Source organism: Evansella sp. AB-P1 (assembly GCF_029688925.1).
Classification (GTDB): Bacteria; Bacillota; Bacilli; order Bacillales; family Salisediminibacteriaceae; genus Evansella.
On sequence record NZ_JARUKY010000008.1, the window covers coordinates 103,889 to 117,098 of the forward strand.

11 protein-coding genes are annotated in these 13,210 nt (G+C 35.5%); 1 reads left to right on the forward strand and 10 read right to left on the reverse strand.

Translation table 11 applies throughout. The annotated features are described in order from the left end of the window. Positions 1-61: 61 nt before the first annotated feature. Positions 62-802: a Fic family protein gene (locus QA612_RS10060; protein ID WP_278283684.1), complete on the reverse strand. Its 741-nt coding sequence runs from the start codon at positions 800-802 to the stop codon at positions 62-64. 793 nt (positions 803-1,595) lie between these two features. On the opposite strand from QA612_RS10060, the gene QA612_RS10065 reads away from it, so the two are divergent. Then, the gene (locus tag QA612_RS10065; RefSeq protein WP_278283685.1) at positions 1,596-1,730 is read left to right on the forward strand and encodes a hypothetical protein; all 135 of its coding nucleotides are present in this window, start codon (positions 1,596-1,598) and stop codon (positions 1,728-1,730) included. A 10-nt stretch (positions 1,731-1,740) separates the two neighbouring features. Here the strand turns inward: QA612_RS10065 and QA612_RS10070 are convergent, their stop codons facing one another. The 9 genes from QA612_RS10070 to QA612_RS10110 form a co-directional block, all read right to left on the reverse strand. Beyond that, positions 1,741-2,520 carry an HAD-IIA family hydrolase gene (locus QA612_RS10070; RefSeq protein ID WP_278283686.1) on the reverse strand — a complete coding sequence of 260 codons (780 nt, stop codon included), beginning with the start codon at positions 2,518-2,520 and terminating at the stop codon, positions 1,741-1,743. Positions 2,521-2,739: 219 nt separating this feature from the next. Further along, a complete protein-coding gene (locus QA612_RS10075) occupies positions 2,740-4,182 on the reverse strand; it encodes an aldehyde dehydrogenase family protein (protein ID WP_278283687.1) in 1,443 nt (480 codons plus the stop codon). A gap of 16 nt (positions 4,183-4,198) precedes the next feature. Continuing rightward, positions 4,199-5,257, reverse strand: coding sequence for a homoserine dehydrogenase (locus QA612_RS10080; RefSeq protein ID WP_278283688.1), 1,059 nt, complete (start codon positions 5,255-5,257; stop codon positions 4,199-4,201). Between the two features lie 12 nt (positions 5,258-5,269). After that, positions 5,270-6,475 (reverse strand): M20 metallopeptidase family protein, encoded by a 1,206-nt coding sequence (locus QA612_RS10085; protein WP_278283690.1) that lies wholly within the window; start codon positions 6,473-6,475, stop codon positions 5,270-5,272. Positions 6,476-6,489: 14 nt separating this feature from the next. Beyond that, positions 6,490-7,689, reverse strand: coding sequence for a cystathionine gamma-synthase family protein (locus QA612_RS10090; protein WP_278283691.1), 1,200 nt, complete (start codon positions 7,687-7,689; stop codon positions 6,490-6,492). Between the two features lie 29 nt (positions 7,690-7,718). Next, positions 7,719-8,927 (reverse strand): M24 family metallopeptidase, encoded by a 1,209-nt coding sequence (locus QA612_RS10095; RefSeq protein ID WP_278283692.1) that lies wholly within the window; start codon positions 8,925-8,927, stop codon positions 7,719-7,721. Positions 8,928-9,133: 206 nt separating this feature from the next. Further along, the gene (locus QA612_RS10100) at positions 9,134-10,813 is read right to left on the reverse strand and encodes a PucR family transcriptional regulator (RefSeq protein WP_278283693.1); all 1,680 of its coding nucleotides are present in this window, start codon (positions 10,811-10,813) and stop codon (positions 9,134-9,136) included. A 98-nt stretch (positions 10,814-10,911) separates the two neighbouring features. Continuing rightward, positions 10,912-12,144, reverse strand: coding sequence for a CapA family protein (locus QA612_RS10105; protein WP_278283694.1), 1,233 nt, complete (start codon positions 12,142-12,144; stop codon positions 10,912-10,914). Between the two features lie 246 nt (positions 12,145-12,390). Further along, the gene (locus QA612_RS10110) at positions 12,391-13,164 is read right to left on the reverse strand and encodes a DeoR/GlpR family DNA-binding transcription regulator (protein WP_278283695.1); all 774 of its coding nucleotides are present in this window, start codon (positions 13,162-13,164) and stop codon (positions 12,391-12,393) included. Positions 13,165-13,210: the final 46 nt, after the last annotated feature.

Genomic DNA, 13,210 nt, shown 5'->3' on the forward strand with positions numbered 1-13,210 from the left:
TAGGTGTTTCGCATTCCTGCAAGGGTATCATGCCCACCTTTCCATATAAAGGTATACTTTGTTAAGTGTTTTTATTTATTGTACTTAAATAGAGGTTTAATGAATCTTCTACTTCGATTGTGACTAACTTAATAAAGTCATCATATTCTTTTTGTGTATGCGCTTTGTCTAATGCTTCGTAATAAGCTAGGCGATTATCCACTTTAATTACAATTGGTGGAAAACCCTCTTTCATGAGTTCTAAATTTAATAACAAACGTGAGATCCGCCCATTTCCATCAATAAATGGATGAATTCCAACAAAAATAGCATGTAACATAGCTCCACGAGCAACGGGATGCAATTTTATCGTTTCTGATTGTTCATACCATGCCATCAACTGCTCCATCTCATCTTTTATGAGGAAGGAAGCTGGAGGTATATGTTTAGCACCAGAAATAAAAACTTGCTGGTCCCGATATACACCTGCATATTCATCATCTATTCCTTTTAGTACAAGTCGATGTAGCTTCTTAATTTGCCACTCCGACAACGGTTCACCCTTTTGTACAATCTCCTCTACATAATTGATGGCATCCCGATGATTAAGAACCTCCAAGTGTTCACGCATCGTTTTACCGCCAACAGTAATTCCTTCTAGAACAACTTTCGTTTCGTTAATTGTTAACGTGTTTCCTTCAATTGCATTTGTATTATATGTCCACTCGAGTAATAACTTCTCACGTAAGCTTTTTACTGTGTATTTAGGTAACGGTCGATTGGCATCTAGATGTTGCTTCTTTTGATTAATTTGTTCAAACATTTGCTTCACCTCTCACACTGAAACATATAAATAAATTGAGAATATCATCGTGCTCTGAATATATCTTCTAAACCAATTTTAATCAAATTTTTGATTAAATAGAATATCTTCTACCTCAAAAAAATGTTCATATATAATGAATCGCTACTTTTTCTTAAGAGTAGAATCATTCTCGTTTTTTGTTATATTAGATGTACGACTATAGAATTTACTACGACCTTGTGCTATATAGATCTCCTTTTTTAATTGTATATTTTATTTTTTTTAATCTATCAATCTCTTTTAAAGCTTGGTTGAGCTGTTCTTGAATATCCATAAGGCTACTCCAACCATTAAAATCTTTAACTCTAGTGTAGCCAAGATTGTTCTTAATTTAACAATATTAAACTAAAGAAATAAACATTACGTAATATAGTTTACATTATAATTGACGAAAGACTTTTGCATAGTTTATTCAAGTTATACGAGAATTGAATTAACAAGGCTATTTAATGTAGAACTCTTTACTATTTATTTCATCATTTATTATTCCACGTATGTTAGTTTTAAACAACACCCGATATGTGTTGTTCTATTAGTCATGATACTGATATACAAAAGCACAAAAACTATATTTACTTCATTCCTTAAAGGCTAAAGCAGTCTTAATTTGTTTCTAACAATAAAGATAAAAAGGCTTCTCAATAGTTTAACCAACTAATGAGAAGCCTCTTTTATATACTTAATGTTAGCATTTTGTTAGCAAATCACTCCAAAACCCTTATACATCAAGGGGGTGATCGGTCAACACATCATGCCGCCCATTCCGCCTCCAGCACCTTCTAGCTCAGGAAGATCAGCAACTACAGCTTCTGTAGTGAAGGAGGACGACTCCAGTGGAACAGTACGAACCGAAATCCCCGATTCCGTAACGGAGCATGAGGGATGATTAGCACCCTTTATCTTACATCAAAAATAGATTCCACTATATAATCTGGACGCCTTTTCTTATGTACTGAATCAATCATGTCTGTCGAAGTATTCCCTGATAGAACTAGAGTTGTTTTCATACCTTGTAGCTTTCCCATAGCAATATCTGATTCTAGACTATCACCGATGATCATACATTTATTTGCAGGTAACATTAATTGCTCTAGAGCTGCTTCCATCATAAAACAGGAAGGCTTCCCTATTACTAGCTCTGTTTTCCTTCCCGTTGTTGCTTCAATTGCACCGATCATCCCAGCCACATCTATGGCACTTCCGTTTTCGTTAGGATACATTTTATCGCTATTTGTAGCAATGATTCTTGCACCATGCTTTGCCGCTTTAAATGCTAAATTTAACTCAGAATAATGAATATCATCATGAAGAGTAATGACTAAAAAATCAGCCTCCTCTGGGATGTTGGCTAATTCAACATCGTACGTCTTCATTTCTTCTTTCAACCCGTCATTCCCAAGGATCCACACAGAACCAAAAGGGTAATGTTTTTTTATAAATAAAGCTGTTACGGTTGATGACAAGATAATATCTTGCTCTACTGTCTTTATTCCATGTTGAAGAAGCTTATGTAAGCACATTTTTCTTGAGATATTTCCCCTATTACTTAAGTAAACTACTTTTTTATTCAATGAACGAAAATAAGTGATGGCTTCCTCTGCCTTTGGAATTAATTGCTCCCCTTTAAAAATTGTCCCATCTAAATCTATTAGCAGTCCTTCTATGTTTTTTAACACTTCGCAACCTCCTGAACTAAAATCTTATTGTTTCATTTCTATTTGTTTATATTATTAATGTACAGACTATAATATTGCTCCTTTAGTAATCAGTTTATTTTGAATAAAACAGATGAAAAGCGATGTAGGATCTTAATAGAGACTACATCGCTTTACCCACAGTTATCCTTGCACCACATTATTCTATCTAACATTTGGTTATATTCTTTAATAATAACATCAAATTCCCTTCAATTTAAAGCATACTACTTTCGTTTCTGTCATTGCTTCAATGGATGATCGAACCCCTTCTCTTCCTAGACCCGACCCTTTTACTCCACCAAATGGCATGGAATCTATACGATAATCCGTGCTATCATTAACCATTACTCCACCTACATTTAAGTGTTGTATTGAATAGAAAGCCTTATCTACATCCTTCGTAAATATTCCTGCATGTAACCCATAATCCACTTTATTAGAACGTTCCACCGCTTCCTCTAAGCTATCTATAGGATACAGAATAACTACTGGACCAAAGACCTCTTCATTAGCAATTTTAGAATTTTCGGAGACGTTAGATAATACTGTCGGTTCATAAAAGGAACCAAAACGTTTTCCGCCAACGTGTAGCTTCGCCCCCTCATTTAATGCTTCTAACACCCAAGACTCAACACGCTTGGCTTCCTCCTCCTTGATCATTGGGCCAACATCTGTTATTTCCAACATTTTGTCACCCACATTAAGTTGAGAGGTTAATTCATTAAAAAGCTCCAAAAATTCTGGGAAAATATCCTTCTCAATATAAATTCTTTGCACTCCAATACAATTTTGCCCAACTGCTGAAAAGGCACCAGACACACATGATTTAACTGCTGCAAACAGATCTGCATCTTTCAAAACAATGACCGGTGAATTAGAACCAAGCTCCATGTTTACTTTTTTAAGCCCAGCTTGGTGGGCAATTTTCTTACCTGTCTCTAAGCCGCCTGTAAAGGAAACCATCTTCACTGCTGGGTGAGTAATAAGGGTTTCTCCAACCTCACGACCTGAACCTGGAATGATAGATAGATAACCTTTAGGTAATCCAGCTTTCGTAAATGCTTCTCCTAGTAATAGAGCACTTAATGGAGTTACGGAAGCTGGTTTTACAACAATTGGATTACCAGCTGCGATTGCTGGCCCTATTTTATGGGCTACAAGATTCAACGGATCATTAAAGGGGGTAATTGCACCAACTAATCCAATAGGAAAACGATAGTGATAGCCTACTCGATTTTCACTTCCTTCATTTTGATCAAAATTAATTGTCTCACCTTGTATCCTGCGTGTTTCTTCCGCACTAATTCGTATCGTCTGTATTGTTCGCTTCACTTCTCCACGTGCTTCTGTTATCGTTTTACTACCCTCTAATGCAATCGTATTGGCATACATATCACTATTCTGTTGTATATAATCTGCAGCTTTATTTAATATCTCCATTCTTTTATGAATTGGCCATTCCATATTATTCTCGTATACTGCTGCCCCCTTTTCGATGGCTAACAGCATATCTTCCTTTGTTGCTAATGGAACCTTTGCAATAAGACGATTATCCTGAGGATTATAAACATCAAACGTTTGTTCAGAATTCATCCACTCTCCTGCTAGCAACATCTTCTCTGATATTACTTCTGTATGCATGATGCACCACTCTCCTTTATAATTTCATAGCGGTGTTATGCTTCTCCTTGCCATAGTGAATCAAATCTATTAATAGTGAATACCCCGTCTCTACAAGTCCAGCACCTGGTCCTGTCAACATAATTTCTCCAGCAAGGTTACAATCAAATACGATAGCATTGGTGGCTCCTGTAACTCCTGCTAATGGATCGTTATCATTAATTAACTCAGGATGAACCGATGCCTTCACTAAACCTTCATTCTTTGAAATTTTTGCTAACAAACGCCATTTTTTCTTATTTTTTGTTGCTTCCTCCACCATTTCCTTCGTTATACCGTCGATACCTTTGCAAGGAATATCATCTGATTTAATTGGTGTGTTCATTATATAATTAGATAAAATACAAGCCTTGTACCTTGCATCATACCCTTTAACATCACTTGTAGGGTCTGCTTCTGCATAGCCTAAATTTTGTGCGTTTTTCAATGCAGCTTCATAAGATTCCCCCTTTTCCATTTCCGTTAAAATAAAATTAGTTGTGCCATTAAGAATTCCTCTAATTTCTGAAATTTCATTACCAGCCAAGGTTTCTACCGGCATTCTTAACGCTGGTGTTCCACTCATCACCGTCCCTTCAAATCCCCAAAATGCAGAATGCTTTTTTGCAAGAGACGATAGCTCATTATAGGCTAATGCTACAGGACCTTTGTTTGTCGTAATAACACTTTTCCCATTTTCAAAAGCTGCTTTACAATGATCAATTGCCGGTTGCCCTGTTTGTACATCCGTAAACGTTACTTCCACAATTAAGTCAGCATTTGATTTTTTTATCGTTTCTAAACTATTCCAGCCTTTAGTAAGTCCTGGTTCATCCTCATAGTATTCAACATTCCCATGTTTTTCGACACAATCTAACAATTCATCAATTCGTAAGCCTTCTGGATGATAAATGGAACCCTTCATGACATCCGACACTGCAACAATCTCTGGTTTAATATGATAGTTACTTTTCAAATCTTCCTGTTGCTCTAAGATGAGCTTCGCTAAAGTCTGACCTACTCCTCCAAAACCAATAAAAGCAATTTTTGTACGCAATCACACCACCCCTTAATTTTCCTTCCTTTGCATAAGCTGATGTGCACATTCCATTAATAAGGAAACACCAATTGGTAAAGCTTCTTCATCTAGATTAAACGTTGGTGTGTGTAGAACAGCATCATTCTTTGAATTCTTTCCACACCCTAGAAAAAACATTGCTCCTGGAATTTTTTCTGTAATATGACCGAGGTCTTCTCCTCCCATGCCAAAAGGTCCCTCATGTATATTCATCTTAGGATAAAGCTTATATGCTGAATCCACCAACACATTCGTTATCCAATGATCATTAAATAGTGCTGGTTCACCATATTCAATTTCTAGATCATACTCTCCACCTAACGTATTTGCTATTTCCGCTACTCCACGTAATTCGTTTATAAGTTGTTTACGGATATGTGGCCGATATGAACGAATAGTACCGCTTATTTTTACTTCTTCAGGGATAACATTAAAGGCGGATCCACCGTGAATATGACCAATGCTAATTGTTCCAACCTCCATTGGGTTTACTTTTCGGCTTATTAAGCTATATATTCCCTGTAATATAAAGGACGTAATCCATACTGGATCCTTCGTTTGCTGAGGGTATCCTCCGTGACCACCTTCTCCTTTAATTGTTAAAGAAAAATTATCTATATTTGCCATGCTAGGTCCTCGATTGATTTGTAGCTCTCCTGTCTTTCTCCAAGGGCAGACATGGAGAGCAATAATTTGTTCAACATCATCAATAGCACCGGATTGCAAGAGATATGGAGCCCCTGTTAAGCCAGTTTCATCTCCGTTCTCCTCTGCTGGCTGAAAAATAAGCTTTATCGTTCCTTTCAGCCTTCCAGCTTTCGCATCCTCAGCAATTAAATGCGCTACCCCTAATAGGATTGCCATATGAGCATCATGACCACATGCATGCATGACGTACGGATGAACAGATTGATAATCTTCTTCCGTTTCTTCTTGTATAGGCAATGCATCCATATCAGCTCTGATTCCTATTACAGGACCCTTACTAGCTCTAATAGTCGCAACGATTCCATACCCTCCAATATTTCTTTCAATCTCAAATACTCCTAAAGAGTTTAGTATATTTAGGATAAAATCACTTGTTCTTCTCTCTCTAAAACTAAGTTCAGGATACTTGTGAAAATGACGTCTCCAGGCTATTAAGCTATTTTTTAATTCCTTCGAACGTTGAACAAGCTCTTCATTTTCCAAATTCAAGGAAGCACCTCCTATTAGCTATTCATAAATAAGTATTTCGGAAGTGCATGAAAAGCTTGCTCTAAATCATCAATTAGATCCTCAACATCCTCTATTCCGGCAGAGTAACGAATTAAGCTTTCTGGAATTCCCATTGCTTTTCGTTCTTCTGGTGTACATTCCACATGACTTGTGGTTCTAGTAGGTCCAACTATCGTTTCAACAGATCCTAAATTAGCTGCACGATTCGCATAGTTTAATTTTGGTAGTAAATGGCGTACCGTTTCTACTCCACCTTTTACGGAGAAACTAAGCATACCTCCGAAATTACTCATTTGTTTTTTTGCTATATCATGGCCAGGATGTTCCTTTAAGCCTGGATAAAAGACGTCATCCACCACATCTACGGATTTTAAATAGTTTGCAATCTTCATTGCATTTTCACATTGCTTATCAATTCTAAGCTTTAACGTTTTCATCCCTCGTAGCAATAAATATGCAGCCATCGGATCTAATGTTGCACCATTAATTTCTCGATAATGATAAATGGCTTCTACCAATTCCTTTGATCCACATACAGACCCACCTAATGCGTCTGCATGGCCACCTAAAAATTTCGTCGCACTATGAATGACTAAGTCAGCACCTAATGCTAATGGATTTTGATTTATTGGAGTGGCAAACGTATTATCCACAATAACTGTTGCCCCAACAGCTTTACCAGCCTTCGCCATTCGTTCAATATCTGTTATTTTTACTGTTGGATTCGTTGGACTTTCTAGATATAATACTTTACAACCCTTCGCAACTTCTTTTTCAATAGCTTCATGATCTCCCGTTTCACATAAGACAACTTCAATTTTTTGCTTCGGTAAAAATTCCGTAAATATTTTGTTTGTTCCACCGTACGTATCTTTAATAGATACAATTCGATCTCCAGGGAACAATAGTGTTCCTAGCGTATTACTTATTGCCGCCATTCCTGTTGAAAAGCTAGTAGAAGCTTCAGCATTTTCTAAAATTCTAATCTTCTCTTCAAATGCTTCTACTGTTGGATTCGTGTTTCTTCCGTATATGTGGCCTTTTTTATTACCGATTGCTACTTCATACCATTCATCCATATCATCATAGCCATATGACACACTGTGAACCACTGGAACCTGTGTAGCTCCGAAAGCAAGATAATCTCTTTCCCCTGCCCAAATGGATTCAGTTGATTTTCTTGGTTTTTTCATTAGTGATCCCCTCCATTTTTTATGATTTATTAACTAATTTTCCCTCCTTGTTTATTCATTCTGAAAGGTGGCTGAATGATTAAATCTCTAGGATAATTCGTAAATGTTTCACAACCATTTTCTGTTATTCGGAACGACTCACTAATCTCTATACCGTAATTGTCAAACCATAATGCAGGAATAAAGTGAAAAGTCATATTTGGTTTGAGTACTGTGTCATCATCTTTCCGTAAACTTGCCGTATGCTCTCCCCAATCAGGTGGATAATTTAAGCCAATGGAATAACCAAGCCGAGCTTCTTTTTCGTAGCCTCGCTTTTTAATGCTTTCTCGCCAAATCCGTTCTACCTCACCACAGGTCATCCCTGGCTTTGTTTGATGTAGCACTTCATTAATTCCATCTACGACAATAGGGGTGATTTGCTGTAGCCTATCTGATGGATTGCCAATCGTTACTGTTCTTGCAATTGGAACATGATAGCGTTTATAGCATCCTGCTAATTCAATAATAACAGCGTCCCCTTCTTGAAATTTCCTATCTGTCCACGTAAGGTGAGGGATTGATGTTCGTTCTCCCGATGGTAATAAAGGAACGATAGCTGGATAATCTCCCCCATATTCTTCTGTACCCGACAGCATATGATAATAAATCTGTGCTGCAGTATCACACTCTCTATTACCTGCTTGAATACTTTCTATCCCCTTATACATGGCTTGCTCTGCAATCTTTGCTGCTCGCTTCATATATTCAATTTCTTGATCAGACTTTATTAAGCGAACATAGTTAACAAGTAGATCGCCATCTTTAAACGTTGCATTTGGAAGTTTTGTCTTTAACCGTTCATATGCTTTTGCTGAAAAATAATAATTATCCATTTCAACGCCGATGGATCTATTACCATGACCAATTTCCGTGAGTATATCTCCAATAAAATCCATTGGATGTAATGTTGTTGATTGTACATAATAGTCTGGATAAGGGATAACATTTTCTTCATATATCCATGTAGTCTCTTTTGCTCCATTTGCATCTAGGTATCTCCCTATCCAAATTGGTTGTGGTTCTTCGTCAATAATGATTAACATTTGATGAACATAAAAGGACCAAGCATCATAACCTGATAAATAATTCATATTGGCAGGATCTGTTACTAGTAAAACCTCAATCCCCTTATCAGCCATTCGTTTTTTCGTTTCCTTTAAACGTTTTTGATATTCCAAAATATCAAATGGTAGCACTGAGGTTCCCTCCTTCCAATTTTCAGAAAATTTAAACTCTTGTTACTTATACAGTATTAAAAAAATTGTTATAAGGTAATGTTCAAATTGTATGAACTTTTGTCAGGGTTTTTATACAAATTTATATTTTAAGGTGAAAAATAGGAAAAAAGGTGATTTAATGGCTTTATTACACCTTTAAGTCACCTTTTTCTATGTGAGATAATCTAATCAATTTTTTTTAACATCCATATTCGAACGCTTAGATCTAATAAAAATAAATCATCTGAATCCACTAAAGACATTTGTGTTAGTGATTCAATATTCCTTAACCTGTGAAGAAGAGATTGTCGATGTAAGTTTAAAGCCCTTGCCGTTTGACTCACATTACCTTTATATTTGTTGTATATCATAAAGGTATAAATTAAATCTGTTTGTCTTTTTTTATCGTAATCTAATAAAGGCTGTAACGTATCTCTTACAATTTCAGCAATTTCAGCTTTATCTGATAGAGCCATTAGCAAGCGATTAATTCGTGTATCACTAAAGAAAGTCCTTTCTCCTATCCCGTTTTGCTGTTTCCCTATATCTAGCGCTGTTTTTGCTTCCTCATAACTATTATAAAAAGCATAGTGTCCATCTTTGTGTGTAGCAATGCCCCATGTTAAATCTATTCCCGATAAAAGATTGTATAATCTTCTTTCTATAACATCTAAAAATTGATTAGCAGTTTCCATATAGGGGTGATTATCTGCTTCTAAATAGATGATTACTTCATTTTCATCAAAACTAGCCATCGTACGACGATGTAGTAATTTTCCTGCAGACGTAATTTCTTTCTGTATATAGTAATTCATACTTTGTAATGAAGAGGTAGGCGGACTATCCTTTGTAGTCTTTTTTTTATTATATTTTTTTTGATGGGTGATATGGCCAACTATACAAATATATGGCCTCGTTAAATCATATCCCAGTAGTTGTGCTTTAGAAATGAGTTGATTTGTAACATCTGTATGCTTTTTGGCCAAATTTAAAATAAAATTATCCTTCAGTCTAACTTCCGTCATTTCAATTGCGTTTTCTTTTACAAAATACAGAGCACATGCTGTAAGTGCATGATCTAACACATTCATGACAAATGAAGTAAGCTTTTCTCTATCTTTAGGTTGTACGAGAATATGTCCTTGTTTATGATGATTATTAACTATTGGAATTTGATAGCACATTTGGTTTTCTATCATTATTTCTTCCAACTGATTAAATAAAGGGTGGTCATGATGTAAAATATCTGATTGGGGAATTGGTTGAATTTTATCGGATTCATTATCATATAGGGTACGTAAAATTTCCTTAGGAAAATGTTTATTTGCACGAACTAACAGATCATCGTCTATTATTGCTATTGATATTTTTATATGTTTATATAATGTATTAACAATATCTTGAAGCCCTTTACCATGGAGAACACAGTTAATTAATTCTTGACGAACATCCTCTGCTAGTTGTCGTTCCCCTTGCTTATCTTTATTAATCTCCTGTAAAACGTTATGAAGAATATCACTGAAACGAACCTCCCATGGAACATCAATAATAATTAATTGGTGATCTTGAGCTAATTGTATTACTCGGTCAGGAATATCGTAAATATACCTCCCTGTTGCAAAAGCTAAAGCAGATGCACCTGAATCAATAATATCCTTCACAAATTCTTCTAGTAATACTGGATCACCTTCACATCCAATTCCAGTACTAAGAACAAATTCATTTTTTCGTACAAAGTTTTCCACTGGTACTTCAATAACTGAAATCCATTCAACAAGCTTTTTATCCATCATTTCTTTCCCTGATTTAATTTTAGAGGTTTGCAGGATTGGTAATTTGACGATGTTCCTTACAGATAACCCCATATAACCACCTCAATTATGCTAAAACATCCGTTTATTAATTCTATACATAAGTCCTTTTCCCCATACCTCTTTATTCATAACTTACTGATATTCTTTTATTAATCAAAATCAAAACGAAGTTCCGGCATCCATTGGGCTACGTGTTCCTTTGTATTTTCATAATGCTGCTGGGCATTCATTAAAACATCGTCTCCAATATCCTCAAGTATATGAAGTTTATAGTTCCTCCAATTATGCTTATACGTAAAAACAGGAACAAACCGAGGGTCTCCTAACTCAATGGTTACCTCTTCACCCTTTGTTGTTTTTTTAACCTCAAGCTGAGCTATTCCACCAATTTCCCTTTCTACACCTTCTTGTCCAGAAATAAAATTTCCTAAAGAATAGGCTACGAATGTTCTGCGTCCGTCCTCTTGTTCAATCCATTCCATAGGCTGCAGGACGTGTGGATGATGACCAAAAATAATATCTGCACCTGTTTGAGCAAATTCATTAGCTAACGACTTTTGGTTTTCATTTGGCATTGGTTCATATTCATTTCCGAAATGCAAGCTCAATACAACAACATCTGACACTTCTTTAGCTGCAATTATATCTTCATTAATTTGTTCTCTATCTATAAGATTAACTAAGTATTCCTTCCCATCAGGAACTGGTATACCGTTCGTTCCGTAAGAATACGCTAAAAATGAAAATATAATTCCGTTCGCTTCAATCGTTCGAATTTCTAACCGATCTTCTGCAGAACGATAACCTCCAGTATAGACCATCCCTACGGAGTCATAATAATCTATGGCATTCAACACGCCTTGTTCCCCAACATCTAGCGTGTGATTATTAGCAATACTAACAACATCTATTCCAATATATTGTAAAGCGTCACCAACTTCTGTAGGACTATTAAAAAGGGGATAATCGGATAATCCTAATTCCACTCCACCTAGCATCGTTTCTTGGTTAGCAAAGCCAATATCTGCTTGGCTAATATAAGGCTTTGTATTTTCAAGCATTGGTTTAAAATTATACTCTCCCTCTACATAGGCGTCATAATATAAGGAACGATGAATTAAAACATCACCTACACCGGCAATAGTAGCGGAGGTGACTTCCACCTTCTCTTCTATTTCGTCCTCTTCTTCCAATTCATTTTTTTGTTCTAATGATCCTTCATCCTCTTCCTCATTATTTTCTGAAAAGTCATTTACACTATCTGACTCAGATAATTTTTCATCTTCTACATACTCCTCTTCTGTTTGAAAAACAAATACGATACTACCAAAAATCAAAATAATAAGTGCACAAATTGCTACAATAATACTTATTTTTTTCACATTTAAACCTCCAAAAATAATAATACTTTTTAACTATTTTATACTATTTCGTCTATTATTTGGTTAAATTATGTAATTATACTAGAAATATAAATTAGCATTCTTGAAGGGTAGTTACAATTATCGTACATGTTTTTTATTTCAGGGTACAAAAAAAAGAACAAGCTTATTTCACTTTGTTCTTTTCTACTTAACTAACATTATCTCTTTATTTGGTCCTACTAATATAATAATATTATAGAGAACTTATATTTCCTTTGTCTGAGGAACAATAATATTAGTTCCAATATTGATGAGGCTATCCATATAAGAATTTTTTAGATCCTTATTCGTAATGATATGATTTAATTGGTCAAAGGAACATATTTTCTTTAAAGCTTGAACACCAAACTTACTTTTATCTACCATTAAATATACTTCATTAGATAGTTGTATCACTTTTTGTTTTAATCTCGCTTGAAATTGGTTTGAATCACTTATTCCCCTATCCATATGGATTCCTTTACAAGAGATGAATGCTTTATCAACAAAGAAACAATCTATTGATGCTTCTGATAAAGGGCCAACGAAAGAAAGAGAGCTAGGGCTAAGGTTACCTCCTATACAAATAACCTCAATTTTATTCTTATCAGCTAACTCATGAACTACTTTAATAGAATTGGTTATTACTGTAATGGACATATTGGGAATAGCAGCTGCTGTATACCAAGCAGTCGTACTTGCATCCAAAAAAATTCTATCGTTCACAGATATATAGTTAACGGATTCACTTGCAATTTCCTTTTTTTCTTCAACATTCATTACTTCACGGGTTAAATAGGATAACTCAGGCTGATTATCATCCGCAGATACAGCTCCACCATGGCTCCGAATAAGTTTCCCTTCCTTTTCTAGTTTAGCAAGATCCCTCCTTATAGTTTCCTCAGTAACAGTAAAAATTTCACTAAGCTCAGATACCCGAATGCTACCTCTTTGATTAACTATTTCTACTGTTTTTTTATATCTTTCTTCTGCTAACATACTAATTACCTCTTTCTTCACATCCGAATTTTCCAATCAATTTTCA

Excerpts from the sequence above, each read along its gene's own strand:
- QA612_RS10075 (WP_278283687.1), bottom strand. The coding sequence starts at position 4,182 with ATGCATACAGAAGTAATATCAGAGAAGATGTTGCTAGCAGGAGAGTGG.
- QA612_RS10110 (WP_278283695.1), bottom strand. The coding sequence starts at position 13,164 with ATGTTAGCAGAAGAAAGATATAAAAAAACAGTAGAAATAGTTAATCAA.
- QA612_RS10100 (WP_278283693.1), bottom strand. The coding sequence starts at position 10,813 with ATGGGGTTATCTGTAAGGAACATCGTCAAATTACCAATCCTGCAAACC.
- QA612_RS10065 (WP_278283685.1), top strand. The coding sequence starts at position 1,596 with ATGCCGCCCATTCCGCCTCCAGCACCTTCTAGCTCAGGAAGATCAGCA.
- QA612_RS10090 (WP_278283691.1), bottom strand. The coding sequence starts at position 7,689 with ATGAAAAAACCAAGAAAATCAACTGAATCCATTTGGGCAGGGGAAAGA.
- QA612_RS10060 (WP_278283684.1), bottom strand. The coding sequence starts at position 802 with ATGTTTGAACAAATTAATCAAAAGAAGCAACATCTAGATGCCAATCGA.